Source organism: Pseudomonas sp. MS15a(2019) (assembly GCF_013277805.1).
GTDB classification, from domain to species: Bacteria; Pseudomonadota; Gammaproteobacteria; order Pseudomonadales; family Pseudomonadaceae; genus Chryseomonas; species Chryseomonas benzopyrenica.
In genome coordinates, this window is the sequence record NZ_VBTN01000001.1 from 288,651 (window position 1) to 306,195 (window position 17,545).

Annotated in this window: 14 protein-coding genes and 1 tRNA gene; 6 read left to right on the top strand and 9 right to left on the bottom strand. The window is 60.8% G+C overall.

Features of this window, described 5'->3' with window-relative positions:
• Positions 1-137 precede the first annotated feature (137 nt).
• Positions 138-1,403: a cytosine permease gene (codB, locus tag FEZ61_RS01380; RefSeq protein WP_173147008.1), complete on the top strand. Its 1,266-nt coding sequence runs from the start codon at positions 138-140 to the stop codon at positions 1,401-1,403.
• Between the two features lie 11 nt (positions 1,404-1,414).
• Positions 1,415-2,656 (top strand): cytosine deaminase, encoded by a 1,242-nt coding sequence (codA, locus tag FEZ61_RS01385; protein WP_017641830.1) that lies wholly within the window; start codon positions 1,415-1,417, stop codon positions 2,654-2,656.
• A gap of 742 nt (positions 2,657-3,398) precedes the next feature.
• Here codA and FEZ61_RS01390 read toward each other — a convergent pair.
• The 4 genes from FEZ61_RS01390 to FEZ61_RS01405 all read right to left on the bottom strand — a co-directional run bounded on the left by FEZ61_RS01390 (position 3,399) and on the right by FEZ61_RS01405 (position 9,384).
• Complete coding sequence (locus FEZ61_RS01390; protein WP_173146838.1) at positions 3,399-3,884, bottom strand: GNAT family N-acetyltransferase; 486 nt, start codon at positions 3,882-3,884, stop codon at positions 3,399-3,401.
• Between the two features lie 35 nt (positions 3,885-3,919).
• Positions 3,920-6,019, bottom strand: a complete 2,100-nt coding sequence (locus tag FEZ61_RS01395; protein ID WP_173146840.1) for an ATP-binding protein — start codon at positions 6,017-6,019, stop codon at positions 3,920-3,922.
• Positions 6,016-7,509: an ATPase domain-containing protein gene (locus FEZ61_RS01400; protein WP_026083929.1), complete on the bottom strand. Its 1,494-nt coding sequence runs from the start codon at positions 7,507-7,509 to the stop codon at positions 6,016-6,018. The genes FEZ61_RS01395 and FEZ61_RS01400 overlap by 4 nt, the downstream gene beginning before the upstream one ends.
• Before the next feature lie 261 nt (positions 7,510-7,770).
• Positions 7,771-9,384: a hybrid sensor histidine kinase/response regulator gene (locus tag FEZ61_RS01405; protein WP_026083928.1), complete on the bottom strand. Its 1,614-nt coding sequence runs from the start codon at positions 9,382-9,384 to the stop codon at positions 7,771-7,773.
• 235 nt (positions 9,385-9,619) lie between these two features.
• Here FEZ61_RS01405 and FEZ61_RS01410 point away from each other — a divergent pair, with 235 nt between their 5' ends.
• The 3 genes from FEZ61_RS01410 (at position 9,620) to FEZ61_RS01420 (ending at position 11,427) form a co-directional block, all read left to right on the top strand.
• The gene (locus FEZ61_RS01410) at positions 9,620-10,006 is read left to right on the top strand and encodes a response regulator (protein WP_017641825.1); all 387 of its coding nucleotides are present in this window, start codon (positions 9,620-9,622) and stop codon (positions 10,004-10,006) included.
• Positions 10,007-10,212: 206 nt separating this feature from the next.
• Positions 10,213-10,701, top strand: coding sequence for a hypothetical protein (locus FEZ61_RS01415; protein ID WP_173146842.1), 489 nt, complete (start codon positions 10,213-10,215; stop codon positions 10,699-10,701).
• A 105-nt stretch (positions 10,702-10,806) separates the two neighbouring features.
• Complete coding sequence (locus FEZ61_RS01420; RefSeq protein ID WP_173146844.1) at positions 10,807-11,427, top strand: LysE family translocator; 621 nt, start codon at positions 10,807-10,809, stop codon at positions 11,425-11,427.
• Positions 11,428-11,819: 392 nt separating this feature from the next.
• Here the strand turns inward: FEZ61_RS01420 and FEZ61_RS01425 are convergent, their stop codons facing one another.
• Both FEZ61_RS01425 and FEZ61_RS01430 read right to left on the bottom strand, forming a co-directional pair.
• Positions 11,820-12,917 carry a hypothetical protein gene (locus FEZ61_RS01425; RefSeq protein WP_173146846.1) on the bottom strand — a complete coding sequence of 366 codons (1,098 nt, stop codon included), beginning with the start codon at positions 12,915-12,917 and terminating at the stop codon, positions 11,820-11,822.
• Between the two features lie 53 nt (positions 12,918-12,970).
• Positions 12,971-14,662, bottom strand: a complete 1,692-nt coding sequence (locus tag FEZ61_RS01430) for an AAA family ATPase (protein ID WP_173146848.1) — start codon at positions 14,660-14,662, stop codon at positions 12,971-12,973.
• 554 nt (positions 14,663-15,216) lie between these two features.
• Here FEZ61_RS01430 and FEZ61_RS01435 point away from each other — a divergent pair.
• Complete coding sequence (locus tag FEZ61_RS01435; RefSeq protein WP_026083927.1) at positions 15,217-16,029, top strand: NYN domain-containing protein; 813 nt, start codon at positions 15,217-15,219, stop codon at positions 16,027-16,029.
• 267 nt (positions 16,030-16,296) lie between these two features.
• Here FEZ61_RS01435 and FEZ61_RS01440 read toward each other — a convergent pair.
• From FEZ61_RS01440 to mobA, 3 genes are all read right to left on the bottom strand, one after another.
• Positions 16,297-16,373: transfer RNA gene (locus FEZ61_RS01440), tRNA-Pro, on the bottom strand.
• A gap of 76 nt (positions 16,374-16,449) precedes the next feature.
• Positions 16,450-16,671 (bottom strand): YgdI/YgdR family lipoprotein, encoded by a 222-nt coding sequence (locus tag FEZ61_RS01445; RefSeq protein WP_017641820.1) that lies wholly within the window; start codon positions 16,669-16,671, stop codon positions 16,450-16,452.
• Positions 16,672-16,917: 246 nt separating this feature from the next.
• Positions 16,918-17,499 (bottom strand): molybdenum cofactor guanylyltransferase MobA, encoded by a 582-nt coding sequence (gene mobA, locus FEZ61_RS01450; protein WP_017641819.1) that lies wholly within the window; start codon positions 17,497-17,499, stop codon positions 16,918-16,920.
• Between the last annotated feature and the right edge of the window lie 46 nt (positions 17,500-17,545).

Below are 17,545 nucleotides of genomic sequence, written 5' to 3' on the forward strand. Positions count from 1 at the left end.
GCCAAGGCACGGGGGCGCTCCCTTGCACCAAAGGTGGGCCCCAGCTGCGGACCTGCGGCTACGCCACGGCTCTGCCACGCCGCTCGACGATGCCTGGCACGGGCACTGCTAAGGACAGACACGCCCATCCCGAGGAGATCGCCATGAGCAACGCTGGCAACGACTACCCCCTGAGCGAAGTCCCGCCCGAGGCCCGCAGGGGCTTGGCCTCCCTGGCCATGGTGCTGCTGGGCTTCACCTTCTTTACCGCCACCATGTTCGCCGGCGGCAAGCTGGGGGTGGCCTTCGGTTTCGCCGACCTGCTGCTGGTGATCGCCCTCGGCAATCTGCTGCTGGGTCTCTATGCCGCGGCCCTCGGCCATATCGCCTGTCGCAGCGGCCTCAACTCGGTGCTGATGGGGCGCTTCGCCTTCGGCGAGCGCGGCAGCAAGCTGTGCGACCTCATCCTCGGCTTCACCCAGATCGGCTGGTACGCCTGGGGTACGGCCACCGCCGCGGTGGTGCTAGGCAGATACTTCGGCCTGGAGCAGGGCGCGGTGCTGGCGCTGATGGCGGTATTCGGCCTGGGCTTCTGCGCCACCGCCTACATCGGCTACCGGGGCCTGGAGATCCTCTCCTGGATCGCCGTGCCGGCCATGGCGCTGCTGCTGATCCTGTCCATGAGCGTGACCACCGCCAAGGCCGGCGGCCTGGCCGGCCTGCTGGCGATCCAACCCAGCAGCAGCCTGGACCTGTCCACCGCCATCACCCTGGTATTCGGCACCTTCGTCAGCGGCGCCACCCAGGCCACCAACTGGACGCGCTTCGCCCGCTCCACGCGAGTGGCGGTGCTGGCCAGCCTGATCGGCTTCTTCATCGGCAACGGCCTGATGGTGCTGATCGGCGCCTATGGCGCCATCGTCTACCAGCAGCCCGACGTGGTGGAGGTGCTGATGCTGCAGGGCTTCGCCACCGCCGCCCTGGCCATGCTGCTGCTCAACATCTGGAGCACCCAGGACAACACCATCTACAACTTCGCCGTGGCCGGCTGCAACCTGGTGCGTACCGATCGCCGCAAGACCGTGACCCTGGCCGGCGCCCTGATCGGCACCGCCCTGGCGGTGCTGGGCATGTACGACCTGCTGGTGCCCTATCTGGTCCTGCTCGGTACGGTGATCCCGCCCATCGGCGGGGTGATCGTCGCCGACTTCTGGCTGCGCCATCGCGGGCGCTATCCACTGCTCGCCGAGGCCCGCCTGCCGCACTACAACTGGCCGGGCCTGGCCGCCTATGGACTGGGCACCATCGCCGCCTTCGGCTCACCCTGGGTCGCACCGCTGGTGGGTATCGGGGTGGCGGCACTGGCCTATGGCGTGTTCAATGGACTGACTCGGGGGCGTACTACTGCTCCTGCCTCGCTCTAGGGAGATCCACCATGCGCATCCTCAACGCCCGCCTGCGTGACCGCGAAGGCCTGTACGACATCCGCCTCGAAGGCGGGCGCATCGCTGCCATCGCCGAGCAGTTGATGCCCCCCGCGGTGGGGCCGGACGACATCGACGCCGCTGGTAACCTGGTGGTGCCGCCCTTCGTCGAGCCGCACATCCACCTCGATGCCACCCTCACCGCCGGCGAGCCACGCTGGAACATGAGCGGCACCCTGTTCGAAGGCATCGAGTGCTGGGGCGAGCGCAAGGCCACCATCACCCAGGAAGACACCAAAACCCGCGCCAAGCGCACCATCCGCGCCTTGGCCGCCCACGGCATCCAGCACGTGCGCACCCATGTCGACGTCACCGATCCGTCCCTGGCCGCACTCAAGGCCATGCTGGAGGTGCGCGAGGAAACCGCCCACCTGATCGATCTGCAGATCGTCGCCTTTCCCCAGGAGGGCATCGAGTCCTTCAAGAACGGCCGCGAGCTGATGGAGGAGTCGATTCGCCTGGGCGCCGATGTGGTCGGCGGCATTCCGCACTTCGAATACACCCGCGACCAGGGCGTAAGCTCGGTGAAATTCCTCATGGACCTGGCCGAGCGTACTGGTTGCCTGGTGGACGTCCATTGCGACGAGACCGACGATCCGCATTCGCGCTTTCTGGAGGTGCTGGCCGAAGAGGCGCGCAGCCGCGGCATGGGCGCGCGGGTCACCGCCAGCCATACCACCGCCATGGGCTCCTACGACAACGCCTACTGCGCCAAGCTGTTTCGCCTGCTGACCCACGCCGGCATCAACTTCATCTCCTGCCCCACCGAGAGCATTCACCTGCAGGGCCGCTTCGACAGCTTTCCCAAGCGCCGCGGCGTGACCCGGGTCAATGAGTTGCTGGAGGCCGGCCTCAACGTCTGCTTCGCCCAGGATTCCATCGTCGATCCCTGGTATCCGTTGGGCAACGGCAACATCCTGCGGGTGCTGGAAGCAGGGCTGCACATCTGCCATATGCTCGGCTATCGCAACCTGCAGTCGGCGCTGGATCTGGTCACGGTGAACAGTGCCAAGGCGCTGTGCCTGGGCGACCGTTATGGCCTGGAGGAGGGGCGCCCCGCCAATCTGCTGGTGCTGTCCGCCGAGAGCGACTACGAGATGGTCCGCAGCCAGGGCCTGCCGCTGTATTCCATCCGCCACGGCAAGGTGCTGATGCAACGCCGCCCGGCGCAGGTGGAGTTGGCGGATCTGTAATAGGTGTTGATCAGAGCGGTCCGGCTTGTACCGGTCGCTTGCGATTTTTCAGGAATGGCAAAGATCTGATTCTCACTCGGACAACCCCCTCTCCCTCTGGGAGAGGGCTAGGGTGAGGGCGCCCCCCTGCCGAAGCCCCCAGCGGAAAAGGCTGCGCCGTTTCCACGCGCCGGCTGATACGGATCGCGGCCATGGGCCGCTCCTACGAGGAGCCAGGGTGTCGGAGCGGACCGCCAACGCCGCGATCACCGTAGGTTGAGCTGAGACGGCTCTACCGTCGCAGCCCAACAAATCCGGCGCCGGGGCAACAGCTGTTGGGCTTCGCTGCGCTCAACCCAACCTACGGCGGTCCAGCTATCGTGATCATGCCGCGATCACCGTAGGTTGAGCTGAGACGGCTCTACCGTCGAAGCCCAACAAATCCGGCGCCGGGGCAACAGCTGTTGGGCTTCGCTGCGCTCAGCCCAACCTACGGCGGTCCATCTATCGTGACCATGCCGCGATCACCGTAGGTTGGGCTGAGACGGCTCTACCGTCGAAGCCCAACATCACACGCCCGAAGCATCGCCCGTTGGGCTTCGCTGCGCTCAGCCCAACCTACGGCGGTTCAGCTATCGTGACCATGTCATGGCCGCGATCAGCGTAGGTTGGGCTGAGACGGCTCTATCGTCGAAGCCCAACAAATCCGGCGCCGGGACAAGAGCTGTTGGGCTTCACTGCGCTCAGCCCAACCTACGAAAGCCTATCGCCCGCTTTCGGCGAAATCCCGCAGCGCGGCGCCATCCAGGCGATAGCGTACCCATTCGCTCTGGGCCTGGGCGCCCAGGCTTTCGTAGAAGTCGATGGCGGGGGCGTTCCAGTCCAGCACGCTCCATTCCAGGCGACCGCAATCGTTGGCCACCGCCTCGCGGGCCAGCTCGCGCAGCAGGCCCTTGCCCAGGCCGGTGCCGCGGGCGCTGGGGCTCACATAGAGGTCTTCCAGGTAGATGCCGTTGCGGCCCAACCAGGTGGAATAGCTGTAGAAATACACGGCATAGCCCACCACCACACCTTCCTGCTCGGCGACCAGGGCGCGGGTCGGGGTGTCGGCGGCGAATAGCGTGGCCTCGATCTGGGCCGGGCTGGCCAGGACCTCGTGGATGGCCTTTTCGTAGTCGGCCAGTTCGATGATCAATGCATGGATACGGGCGGCGTCGGTGCGGCGGGCGGGGCGGATCTGGGTGGTCATGGGTGCCTTGGTCAGGTCGCGGGGCAGCGGCGACCTCAGGAGGGCACCACGGCCCGATTGGCGGACCCGGACAGCATGGCGGCGACCTGCGCGGCCAACTGGTCCAGGGTGAAGGGCTTGGTCATCAACTCCATGTTACCACCCAGAAAGCTGGTCCTACTGAGCGCGCCCTCGGCGTAGCCGGTGAGGAACAGCACCGGCAGCCGCGGCCTGAGCTGCTGGATCACCTCCGCCAGCTGGCGACCATTGAGGCCCGGCAGGCCCACATCGGTCACCAGCAGATCCAGCCGCGGGATCTGCTCCAGCAGATGCAACGCGGCCTTGCCTTCGGCTGCGCTCCAGACGCGATAACCCAGGGCTTCCAGCGCTTCCTGATTGACCAACCGCACCGCATCGTCGTCCTCCACCAGGAGGATGGTCTCGCCAGCGCCCTGGACGAATTCGGCCGGCTCGATCCGCTTGGGTTCGCGCTGCTCGGCCGCCGGCAGGCAGACGCAGACCCGCGTCCCCGTCGTGTCGCTGGCGATGGTCAGGCGGCCGTTGCTCTGCCGGGCGAAGCCATAGACCATCGACAGACCCAGCCCCGTGCCCTGGCCCTGGGGTTTGGTGGTGAAGAAGGGTTCGAGCACCTTGCCGAGCAGGCGCTCGGGGATGCCGGTCCCGGTGTCCCGGACTTCAAGGCAGACGTAATCGCCCAGGGCCAGCGCATCATCCCCGCTACCCGGCTCGGTGACTGTCAGCGGATAGGTCTCCAGGGTGATGACACCGCCGTGCGGCATGGCATCGCGAGCATTGATCACCAGGTTGAGCAGGGCATTCTCCAGCTGGTTAGCATCAGCCAGGATCCAGGGCAGGTCATCGGCCAGCGCCAGGGTCACCGAGATCTGCTCGCTCACCGTGCGTTGTAGCAGGTCCTGCAGCGCCAGGATCAGCTCATTGGCGGACATCGGCCGGGATTCCAGCGATTGCCGCCGGGAAAAGGCCAGCAGCCGCTGGGTCAGCGCCGCCGCCCGGTGCGCCGAATGCTGGGCGGCTTCCATATAGCGCTCCAGGCCCGCCAACTGGCCCTTGTTCTTGATCTTCATCAGATCCAACGCGCCCAGCACCCCGGTCAGCATGTTGTTGAAGTCATGGGCGATGCCGCCGGTGAGCTGGCCGACCGCTTCCATCTTCAGAGACTGGCGCAACTGCTCCTCGGCGCGACTGCGCTCGACGGTCTCCCGTTGCAGCTCGCTGAGGGTGTGGGCCAGGGTCCGGGTGCGTTCCTCGACCTGGAATTCCAGTTCTTCGTTGAAGCGGCGCAAGGCCAGTTCGGCGCGCTTTTCGTCGCTGATGTCGGCGATCACCGTGGTCGCCCCGATGATCCGCTGGGTGGCGTCGTGCAGGGGCACCGCGCTTACCCGCAACCAGGATTCCTCGCCGGTCGCGGTGGTGTGATAGAAATCCTGGCCCTTGACCCGCTCGCCAGCCAGGGCGCGGGCACCCGGAAAGCGCTCGGGCGGCAAGAGGCGTCCACTGTCGTCGAGCGCGGTCCAGCGTGTGGCTTCCTCGGGTTGCTGGGAGGGGATGCGCTGACCGGGCACATGCTGCTCATAGAAGGGATTGCTGACCAGGGTGCGGCCTTCGCTGTCCATGAAGCACACGCCGACCGGCAGGTTCTCCAGCAGTGTCTGCATGCGCTCGCGTTCCTGGGCGAGTTCGGCGAGGCGGTCGCGCATCTCGAACTGGCGCAGGCGCGAACGCCAGGCCGCGGCCACGCTGCTCAGCAGGGAGGCACCGCTCAGCGGGCGCTCCAGGATGACCAGATTGGTGGTCGCCGCCGGCAGCTGCCGACGCAGGAGGTCATTGCCGCGGCCCGAGCGCTTGGCGTCGGAGGCCAGCAGCACCAGCGGGATATCCGACCAGGTCGGTTGCCGCTCCAGCGCCTCCGCCAGCGCCTGCAGGTCCTGGCGCAGGGCCTCTTCGGTGAACACGATGATGCCCGTCTCGTCGCCCAGCGCGGCGGCGACCTCGTCGAGGCTGGCCAGGTAGCGCGTGTGGTAGCCCTGGGTGAAGAGGCGCTGCAGACTGGCCGCGTCACCCCGCAACGGGGCGCAGATGATCAGCTCACAGGCCGGCGTCGTGGTCTCGGTCAATCGCGCTCTTCCATCAGGGGTTGCTTGGCACCGAAGTATTCCGGGGTCCCGGTCAGCACGCCGCGGAAGTCCACCAGGGGCTGGCCCACGCGGATGCCCCGGGTATCGATGCGCAATTCCCGAATCGCATCCTCATGGCCACCCCCGCGATGCTTGAGGATGGAGATGGCCTTGCGCAGGCGTCCCTGGGCCTCGAAGAAGCGAATCAGCACCACGGTGTCGGCGATATAGGAGATGTCCAGGCTGGAGGTCATCGAGCCGACCAGGCCATGCTGGGGGTTGATGAGAAAGGTGACGACCCCGGACTGGCTCAGATAGGAGAGCAATTCGTGCAGCTGCAGGATCAACTGCTGTTCCTGGGGCATGGCGGCGAGGTAGCCGTTGAGGCTGTCCAGCACCAGCATCCGGCAGTTGTCCTCCTCGACGTCTCGCCGCACGCGCCAGGCGAATTCACCAGGAGACAGCTCGGCGGGATCGATCTGGTGAACCACCAGCAGGCCTTCCTCGATATGGCGCAGCAGCGGCATCCCCATGCTTTCCGCACGCTTGAGCAGGGTGCCGATGCGCTCGTCGAATTCATAGAGGGCGCACCTCTCGCCCCGGGCGCAGGCGGCCATCACGTACTGCAGGGCCAGGGTCGTCTTGCCGGTGCCGGCCGGCCCGGTGATCAGGGTGCTGGTGCCACGCAAGGGCCCGCCGTGCAACAGGGCATCCATGTCGGCGATGCTGCTGGGTACCGGTTCGCCGGCGAAATCCTGGTAGCGCCCCGCGGCGATCATCCGCGGATAGACCTCCAGGCCGCCATGGCGGATGGTGAAGTCGTGATAGCCGGCGACGAAGTCCCGACCGCGCAGCTTCTGGATCTGCAGGCGGCGACGAGCGGCGCCGAAGTCCAGGGTCAGGCGTTCCAGGGTCAGCACCCCGTGACAGAGGCTGTGCAGGTGATTGTCCCGCTCGCCGCCGCTGGTGGTCAGGTCATCCACCAACAGGACGGTGAGGCCGCGGCCGGCGAAGAATTGCTTGAGCGCCAGCACCTGGCGTCGATAGCGCAGCGGGTCCTGGGCCAGCAGGCGCATCTCCGACAGGCTGTCGAACACCAGTCGGCTTGGCTTGAGCTCATTCACCCGGGTCTGGATCAATTCGATGGTATCGCCCAATTCGGATTCCCAGGGATGCAGGATGGTCTGCTCCTGCGCGCCGCCCAGCACCGCATCGGCAGCCGACAGTTCGAACAGGTGCATGCCCTCCAGGCTCCAGCCGTGGGATTCGGCGACGCTCTGCAGCTCCTCGCTGGTTTCCGACAGGGTGATGTACAGCACCGACTCGCCTCGGCGCACCCCCTCGAAGAGAAATTGCAGGCCCAGGGTGGTCTTGCCCGACCCCGGGGTGCCTTCCAGCAGATAGAGCCGGTCCTTGGGCAAACCGCCGCGTAACACCTGATCCAGACCGGCATTGCCTGTCGCGATAATTGACTGGCTGGGAGAGCTCATGGATGACCGGACCTCGTGGTGGCGGAAGCGAAAAACACAGGATATACGCGGCCCAGCCTGCGCCCCGAGCGGACTCGACAGGGCGGCGGCAAGGTGCAGGCAGTGACGGCAGCACGCCGAAAGACCTCGGCGGGAGAGGGTGACGGCAAGACCCGCACCTTGTTAATGGTCAGTCTAATGCTGTCGCCGGCGCCAGGCCACTGTGACAGGCGGTCACCCGGCCATACCGATACGTCGGTACCGGCTGGCGCGGCGCGATGCTTAGGCGATCCCGTTCGGGCCATCCAGTACCCGGCGGATCTTGCGCGCCAGATCGTTGGGGATATAGGGCTTGGAGATCACATCGAACTCCGAACCACCGATGTCGGTGCGCTCCAGGGAGTTCTCGGCATAGCCGGTGGTGAGCAGCACCTTGATCTCCGGATGCAGGCGTTTCACCTCCCGCGCCAGCATCACGCCGTTCATGCCGCCCGGCATGATCAGATCGGTGAAGAGCAGATCGAAGGGCTGTTCGGTCTCCCGCAGCACGCGCAGGGCCTCGCTGGCGTTGAAGGCGATCTGCGCCGTATAGCCATAGTCTTCCAGCACCAGCTTGGCCAGTTCGGCGACGTCCGGGCGGTCTTCCACCACCAGGATGCGTTCGGTGCCATTACGGCGCTCCGAGCGCTGCTCGCCCTGCTGATGGGTGATGTGGCTGTCGTCCACCGGGAAGTACAGGCGTAGGGTGGTGCCGACGTCCTCTTCCGAATAGATGCGCACCGTGCCGCCGGATTGCTTGGCGAAGCCATAGACCATCGACAGACCCAGCCCCGAGCCCTTGCCTTCCTCCTTGGTGGTGAAGAAGGGATCCATCACCCGGTCCCGGATGCTGGCCGGCATGCCGTGGCCGTTGTCGGTGATCGCCAGGCTGACATAGCGGCCCGGCATGAGGCCGTCGTAGGACATGTTGGCCAGTTCGCGCACCTCGACGTTGCGCGTCTCGATGCCCAGGCTGGGTTGCGCTCGATCCGCCAGGGCGTCCCGCGCATTGATCAGGATATTGAGCAGCGCCACCTCGGCCTGGGTCGGATCGATGCGGCAATTCCACAGGTTCGGATCCAGCTGGGTGCGGATCTCCACATCGCCCAGGGTCCGCTCGGCCAGTTCGTGGGAGGAGCGAATCAGGTTGTTCAGATTCAGCACCCGGCCTTCGAGCTTCTGCTTGCGCGAGAAGGCCAGCAATTGCTGGGTGAGGGTGCTGGCGCGTTCGGCTGCGGACTTGGCATGGGTCGCGCTGCGAACGATGCGCTCCTGGTCGAAGCTGGGCTTTTCCGCGGTGCGCTGGATGATGTCGATATAGCCCATCATCACCTGCAGCAGGTTGTTGAAGTCGTGGGCGATACCGCCGGTGAGCTGGCCGAGGGCCTCCATCTTCTGCGCCTGGCGCAGGGCATCCTCGGCGTCGCGACGGCGGCTGACGTCCAGCTGGGACGCGAAGTAGTAGGTCAGCTCGCCCGCTTCGTTGTACACCGGCGAGACGAACAGCGCATTCCAGAAGGTCGAGCCATCCTTGCGGTAATTGATGATCTCCACCGAGACCTCGCGCTCCTGCTCCACCGCCTCGCGAACCTGGGCGACCACCGAGCGATCCGTCTCCGGCCCCTGCAGGAACCGGCAATTGCGCCCCAGCAGCTCGTCCACCTGGTAGCCGGTCATCTCGGTGAAGGCATTGTTGGCGAAGAGGATCGGATTGTCCGGCTGGTTGGGATCGGTGATCAGCATCGGCATCCGCGTCGTTTCCACCGCGGCGAAGAAGATGTTCTTGCCCTCGTGCGAAACATCGCTCGTCGCTGAATTATCGACCCGCGCCTTGCGGGGTGGGTGCTGTCGGCTCACGGGGGGCGGAATCCTTGCGCAGGCAAAATGGGGCGGTATGGTCCTCAGACAGCCAAGCGGCGAAAAAACTTCACCGGTGCGCCGTCCGAGGCCGTCTGGCATCCTCCTTTGCCAGGCTGAAAGCCAGGCGCGGCGCGGCTTTGGCGGCCATTTGCCAGTGTACCGCTCACCTCTCTCAGGTGACCGTTAGGTAAGTTTGCGGAGAACCTCTCCGGCATCCGATGTCTGAGCTGCCATGAAGCCGAGAAGCCTTGATATACAAAGACAAATTCTTGTTCTGGAAGACGATCCGGGGCAGCGCGAGCTGCTGACCGAGATTCTGACCGAACAGGGACTGGATGTCGTGGCGGTGGCTTCCAGCGACGAGGCCCTGGCGCACATGGACGCCCGCGGCAGCGATACCAAAATGGTCATCGCCGACGTCAACGTGCCAGGCATGCTGGACGGCCTGGCCTTCGCCCAGCTGGCCGCCGTCAGTTGGCCCACGGTGCCCTTCATCATCATCTCCGGCTACATCGACCAGGACCTTGCCATCCTGCCGCGTCGCGCGGCCTTCCTGCCCAAGCCCTGGAGTGTCGCCGACCTCAGCCAGCTGGTCGAAAACCTGCTGCCGCGCCGCTAGCGCCCCCTGCCTGCCGATCTCCCAATCGCCCTCGACCCACATCAGTGATCCCACCGTTGGTGCCTGAAAAGAAGACGTTCGTCGGCACGACTACGGCGGCACTGGCCAAATGATATGACGTCCGTCGGCAAGCCCCTTTGGCAGGGAACCAAATACGCCGAACGCTATCAATGTGCCATCTATTCCCGACTGGCAAGGAGCGCTTCATGGACGCAGTCATCACCCAGATTTCTCAGATCACCGATTGGGAATTTCTCATCGCGCTGGAGCGCAGCCTGGAAAGTCGCGGTCGCCTCGACCTGGCGGCCAGAGAGGCCCTCGAACGCCAAGGCAATCTGCTCTCCCGTCGTTATCTGCTGCAGAAGGGCAAGCTTGGCAACGGTCCCTTCAACCAGGTGGAAAACGAGATCCTCGACGTTCTGGCCACGGCCACGGCCGCCCTGCGCCGCAGTCGTCGTCTGCCCCACAACATCGTCAAGAGCCTGCGCGCCGGAGGCCTGATCGAGGCCGTCGAGCGCAACGTCTGCCACGCCGGCGCCCTGCAATGCCGTACCGACTTCGAAGCCGACGGCATTCCCCGTGGCACCCTGGAGCGCATCGTCGATCGCCATCCTCAGGCCTTCGAACTGGAAGCCCGCCGCGCCGCCGCCCGCTACATTGCCGACCAGGAACCGGCCTTCCGCGCCGCCGGCTGAGCCTCGTCATGGCCGCCTGCGGGCGGCCTTTCGATACAGGGGTAGGCTGATCGCTGTCCTGGCGCGTGCTACCGTTGCGAGCCACTCGCCGCAACAGGCCCCACCATGCCCCTCGCCGACAACCTGCTGGCCTTCACCCTGGCCGCCTCCCTGCTCACCCTCACCCCAGGCCTCGATACCGCCCTGATCCTGCGCACCGCCGCGGCCGAAGGCCGCGCCCAGGCCTGGCGCGCGGCCCTGGGGATCAATGCCGGCTGCCTGCTCTGGGGCGCCGCCGTCGCCTTTGGCCTGGGCGCGTTGCTGGCGGTCTCGGAACTGGCCTATACGCTGCTCAAGTATTGCGGCGCCGCCTATCTCTGCTGGCTTGGCCTCAACCTGCTGCTGCGCCCCCGTACCGCCCTCGCACCCACGACAGGCGAGGGCGGTACGGCCTCCAACTGGTTTCTCAGAGGCCTGCTCGGCAATGTCCTCAATCCCAAGATCGGCATCTTCTATGTGTCCTTCCTGCCCCAGTTCATCCCCCAGGGCCAACCCCTGATCGCCTGGACCTTCGGCCTGGTCGCCATCCATGTGCTGCTGAGCCTGCTCTGGTCCCTGATCCTGATCGGCGCCACCCGCACCCTGGGCGAGACCCTGCGCAAGGCCGCAGTGATCCGCTGGCTGGATGGGGTGACGGGGGTCGTCTTTCTGCTGTTCGCGGCGAAGCTGGCGTTGAGTCGGCGGTAGGGGGAGGGTAGTGCTGCTTTGGGGGCGCTAAAGCTGAACGGCAGAAACGACAAAGCCCACACTAGGCGGGCTTTTACAGGTGATCCTGTCAAGCGACTACGTCAACACTGAGTGCTGTATGCCGCTTCCTTGCTGTACTCAAGCGGGTGAGGAAAGTGCTGGCATACACGTTGGCATACATACCCATTCGGTATGCCATTCGATTGGAGGCAGCGGCGAGTCTATCTCTCGGCTTGGAAGCTCTGAGAAATCTGGAAGGCATTCGTAGTCGCGACGCTGTATTGGCGAGTTTGGAAATTCCGTCGAGAAACCACCGGACGCTCAAATTCCCGCATGCAGCTATGATCTATTTTCTGGGCTGGACTGAACTTGGAACACAATCTCGATAAAGCTTAGGGGCCGTCAAGAAATTGCTCCGCGTATAGGATGTCACTTTCTAATAGCGTTAGAGTTTTTTCGTGCTCTTCTAAAAGTCTTTGCTTTTCTTGGGCGATGAGATAATGGGCGTTCTCCAAGAACATTGGATTGCTGACCTCTCTATTCGCTGCAGCATGTTTTTGGGCGGCTTTAATTCTTCTTTTGCGTAGCTCCTCTAGCCTGTCCTTTGCATTTAGCTGAAGGTCGAGTTTGTGAAGTGCCCTAACAATGTTGGATATTTCGGAGCTAGTTTTTGCATGGGCGAAGTTGAAGCTATTTTCTTCGAATGCATGATGCTCTTGGTTTTGCGCCTTCCAATAAATAAGATCTCTTTTTAATAGGTTGATGTTTTCCTGATCTCTGATGACTTCTGCGTATGCTATTTCGTAGATTTTTTCTAAAGAAATTTCTAATAGATTACCTTGTCTATGATGTTGTCTATCAGAGAACTCGGCTGTAACTGATATTTTTCTTGATGTACAGAATTGCAATGTCATCGTTTCTAGCCAGATTCGGCAGTAAATTAGCGCTTGTCGAATGTCAGAGATTTCGAGGGCGGCGCCTATTTTATCTTCGAATCCTACGTTGTACTCAACTAAAACGATTCCTCTATTTGTGTGTTTCAAAACTCTGCTTGCGAGTTGGCTGGTGCCGTGTAACTTCTGGTTGCTGTTGCAGTACCTTTCCCAGAAAAGACGGTCGTGAGTTGTTATGATCTTTTGAGTGCTGCTCAAATAGGGATCGGAAAAAAATAGGGCAATTATGTTAGCTCTATGCTCAGAGTCAATGGCGTTTACCACATCATCAAAGACGATGAAAGGGTACTGGTGTTTCTCTGCTAGTGCTAATAGTAAGGATAGGCCCAGTGACCTTAAATGCCCTTCGCTGAGGCAGGAGAACGCATTTAAAGTGTTTTTGTTTTTGCATAGAAGTTCAATGATGTAGGAGCTGTCTGTTTTGACAAAAGCTATTGATTCTATCTTTTCTGAATCATCATTGTGGTCGTTGATTGCTTGGTAATAGGCGGTAGCCTTCCTCTCAATGCCGCTAAGTTTAGAGCATTCAAGTTCCACCTTATATTCTATAAGGTCTGCGTAAAGCTTTTTGTATTGGCCTTGTACTTCGCTTAAGAAGCTATTGAAATAAATCTCTCTCTGTGCGCTATGGTATAGGTCTGGACGATTTTGATCTCTGCATATAGCGAATTGTTTTCTGCCTTAAATCGGCGATAAAGTTGCCTCAGAGCGTTTAGCTCTGCGTCAACTAGCGCTATTTTGTCCCTTAGATTACCAATTCTCGTCTGGGCTTCAGCCTTTCCGGCAGCAGCGAAGGCACGTCGTTGGAATTGTTGAAGACATTCGTCGCAATATCTATCAATCGCTTCTTTGTGCTCTAAGTAAAGTATATCTAAAGCTTCGAGGAGGCGCGCAATAGTTGTAGTGTCATGTTCGACATTTGCAGTGCATTCCTTAAAGGTGTTCACTAGGAAGTAGCCGGTGTATGCCTCTAGATCAACACCTTCTTTCTTGTTTTGTTCTATCTGCTGAACTGCGGGTCTAAGTAGAATTATATAAGATGCCAGGTTCTTTTCTAAAGTTCTAATTCGAGTGTTGGTCGAAGAAATCAACTGCAATTTCTGCAGTTCTGCAGATGCTGTTTCGAATGGGTTGGTAGTCGTCTTATCAAGTGAGGTTAAGCATGCCGGGCACTCTGATTTTTCCTGTGCGGCTTTCCCAAATCTCTCTATGGCATTGTAGATCGCTTCATAGTGTACGCTAGAGGCGTTGTCTATCAGTGTTGCTTTTGCTTTTTGGTATTGTTCTAAGGTGTGGCGGATCTTTCTGAAAAGCGCAGCTATTCCTACCTTTCGCATGATATGAATTTTCGATTCTGCGACTGCTTCTAATAGCTTCTTTTCTCTATGTTTTAATAATGCGTTGAAATAGTTTCTTCTGAGATGAATGCCGCCAGAAGTGTAAGCGGTTAAATCTAGTAGTTCCGCAATATATGATTTTTTAGTTAATATTTCTTCTTGAGCTGATCGCTTTCCTTCGCTATGAAGTCTGATTGTTTGATCTAAATTTGTAAGGCGGTCCTGATGGCTTTGGAGGCGTAGGCTGCTTAAATTAAAATTTACTGGTTGAACAAATCTTCTAATTAGTTCGTCTAGGTCTTCTAGTCCAAGCAAGAGAGCTAAAACATCTCCCTGTTCGAACTTTGTATCTTTACTACCGAGCAAGGAGAACTCTTGCAGTCTATTTCTATCTATAAAGCAGCTGCTTAGTGCAACGGTTTTTGGGAAATTTTCGCCATGTATGTCATGCAAAGACAGCGTGGGGCGACCCTCACCTCGGCGAATATAGTCAGCGATTTTTTCCTTCCGTCTTATAGATTCTTTTATTGATCCTGTTACTTGGAATTCAATTGCCTCGCATAGGGACGTTTTTCCTCCGCCGTTAGGTGCATAAAATATATTATTAAACTCATTAAATATTATTTGAGTTCCTTTGTCTTCATCGCTAAGGCATCCGAAGCCGCGGAAGTTTCTTGCCCTTAATCTTCCAAGTCTGGGTGGTTTGGACGCCTCTACTATCTGTGTCGGCTTTAATTTGTTTAGGATATTGAAGTAATTGATTCTGTGCTTTTTGATGTCTATATCTAATATTTTTTCTTTTCTATCGGAAAGTTTTTCCTTGATCCGATCGCTCAGTCTTCCTGGACGTTTAAGATTTTTATAGGCTATCCATAGAGAAAATAGGTAAGCGTCCGACTCTCCTTTGATAGCTCTTTTTGCGAAATCTTGAAGATGGATCAGCATTTTTCGTCCTTGAATTCTGGCAGTAGGGTCAGCGGAACGTGTACCCCCGCTAGTGCAGGGATTTGCAGGGTTTTTTGATAGGCGTTGTTGAGCTTGTCGGCCGTTACTGGCGCGGCTTGAGGTCGGATACAGGGGTGCAGAAAAACCCACACATTTAGCCCGCAGGTGTGGCGGGGGGACAACGGCGCGCGCCGGGTGCAGCCCCGTGCTGCGCGGCCCCTAGTAGGCTGAGACCGGGATCAGCTTGTCGGCGTGGCGTGGGCGATTACCTGAGGCCTTTCGCCGGCCAGGAGGAGCGGGCTGATGCGCTTCGAGCATGCCTGCCAACTCTCCGTCGCGATCAACTGTACTGCGCTTGGATGCGTGGGCCCATAGTGACTGGCGAGAGGTCAGCTGCGGCAATGCTGCCGCTTGGGTTGGCCGTGTCGATATGGTTGGCGCTGCTGATCAAGCTGCGTTTCGTTGACTTGCTCACGTCACCCCGCGCATCGTTGGTTTATGGGACTGGCTTGAATAAAGCCTTTCAAGCAGTGGATCACTCGATAGGAGCAGGGATGGGAGCTTTCACTCCGGCTGGAGAAACGCGTGTAGCGGTACTCGTAGATTGCGACAACGTATCGCCCGAGATTCTGGAGCACGCGTTGCGCGTTGTGGCGCAGTTCGGACGTGTCGTTCTGAGAAGGGGGTATGGTAATCACGGCACCTTGGCCAATAAGTGGCAGGAGGCCCTGGTCCGATTGGCCTTTACGCCATGCCTGCAGTACCAATATGCAGCGGGTAAGAATACCTCTGATATCGCCTTGGCTCTCGATGCAATGGAGGCGCTCTTTGATCACCGTGCGGATACGTTCTGCCTGGTGACCAGCGACTCCGATTTTGCCTACCTGTGCCGCAAGCTCAGAGAGCGCGGCGCTACCGTCTGCATAGTCGGTGAACCCAAGACTCCAGACGCACTACGTAATGCCAGCGACCAGTTCTTTGAGTGGCGCCGCGAGGAGCACCTAAAGGAGCCTGCTTCGGAGCATGCCGACAAGCCAGCGGCCAAAGCCGAAACAAATTCCAAGCAGGAAATCACTAAGCCCGAACCCACTAAGCCAGTCGTCAAACGGCGACCAAGATTTGTGGTGGACGCCGTCTCTCTGCTTGCAGGTGGAACCAGCGAAGGCAAGGTTACCCTGAGCGCCCTTGGGCAGTACCTCAAGCGTACCGATCCCGCATTCTCACCAAACGCTTACGGTCATTCTGGTCTTCTCGACATGATCAGAACCTACGACCTGCTGCGCCTGATCCAAGAGAACGGCGGGCACTGGACGGTGGGGCTTGCAGACAAGGAAGAAGAGTCGGCCGAGCACGCAGCGCACGTGTGAAAGGACGTGGCAAAACGGGACTGAGCCTCCTGGGGCTCATGTAACGGGGCGGCTCGTCGTTGGCCCAGATAGCGCCAGGCATTGCGCGGCTGGCCTTGCTGTTCGATCAGTGCCTGGGCCTCGGCCCGCTGGCAATTCAGCCTGAGGGGATTCGCTGCTCGGCCTGTTCATTCGTCGGCCGCCACCGCAGGTAAAGCAAATAACCAAACCCCAGAAACAACAAAGCCCGCACTAGGCGGGCCTTGGGGTGATCCTGGCGGATCAGATTGGTCGGAGCGACTGGATTCGAACCAGCGACCTTCTCGTCCCGAACGAGACGCGCTACCAAGCTGCGCTACGCTCCGTAATGGATGGCGCGCATTCTACCTAAAACTCATGCAAGCACAAGGGGTTAGGTAAAAAAATCGCGCCGGGCAGTAATCAGAGCTCCTTGATGGTGCGAACCTGATCCTTGTTGATGCGGGTCGGCTTGCCGTCGAGCTGCTTGAAGGTATAGAAGCCAGAGTCGTCATCGTACTTCGGCGTGTCGGTGGCCTGGATCTCGCGGCCATCGTTGAGGGTGATGACGCTGGGCGTGGAGCAGCCGGCGAGCAGGGCGCTGGCGACGACCAACAGGACGGCGGGGAACAGGTGCTTGTTCATGTGACGGTCTCCTTTCTTGGCAACCAAGCGGCCTTAGGACCGCTGGCGCGGGGTCAAGTTCGTCCGGGAACCGGTGAGTCACACCCTCTGGCTCGATGGGTCGCTAGGTTCTGTACGAAAAGTGCCTGCGCTCGGTGATGCTTCGTTGAAAAAGGCTTCGGAATGCTCATTTACCGCTCGTAAACTCCGCTTCCTCAGCCTTTTTCGCCTCGCCTGACCTTCGCTCGTCGACTTTTCGTACAGAACCTAGGGTCGGATCGCGCTTTCCAGGGCTGTGGGATCGTTGAAGTTGGCCAGGCGGATATCGTCTTCGGCGAAATCCACCGCGGTCAGGCCCAGCGGCAGCAGGGCGCCTCGCGGACTGCGCTCGCCGCCTGCCCAGGCCTGGCGCAGCGCCGGCAGCAGGCGCCGGGGCAGGGCGCTGAACAGCGGTTGCCAGTAGCCACCCTGGCGCGCCATCACCGGGCCGTCGCTCGCCTGGGCCGCGGTCAGCAGTTGCCGGGCGAGGGCGGTATCGATACGGGGCGCATCGCAGGGCAGCAGCAGCACCCAGTCATGCCGCGCCACGGCGAGGCCGGCGAGGATGCCGGCCAGGGGGCCGGGAAAGTCCGGCTGGTCATCGGCCACCAGCTGGTCGGCCCATTGGGCATAGCGCAGCGCGTTGCGGTTGCAGGAGATCACCAGGTCATCGGTCAGTGTTCGCACCGCCGCCTGCACCTGGGCCACCAGTGGCTGGCCCTGCCATTCCACCAGGCCCTTGTCGCGCCCGCCCATGCGTTGGCCGCGCCCGCCGGCAAGGATCAGGATGGAAGCGGGCAGGAGAGACATGCAGAAGACCTCAGGTGTCAGGACGTGGGAAGCGGGCGCCCATCCT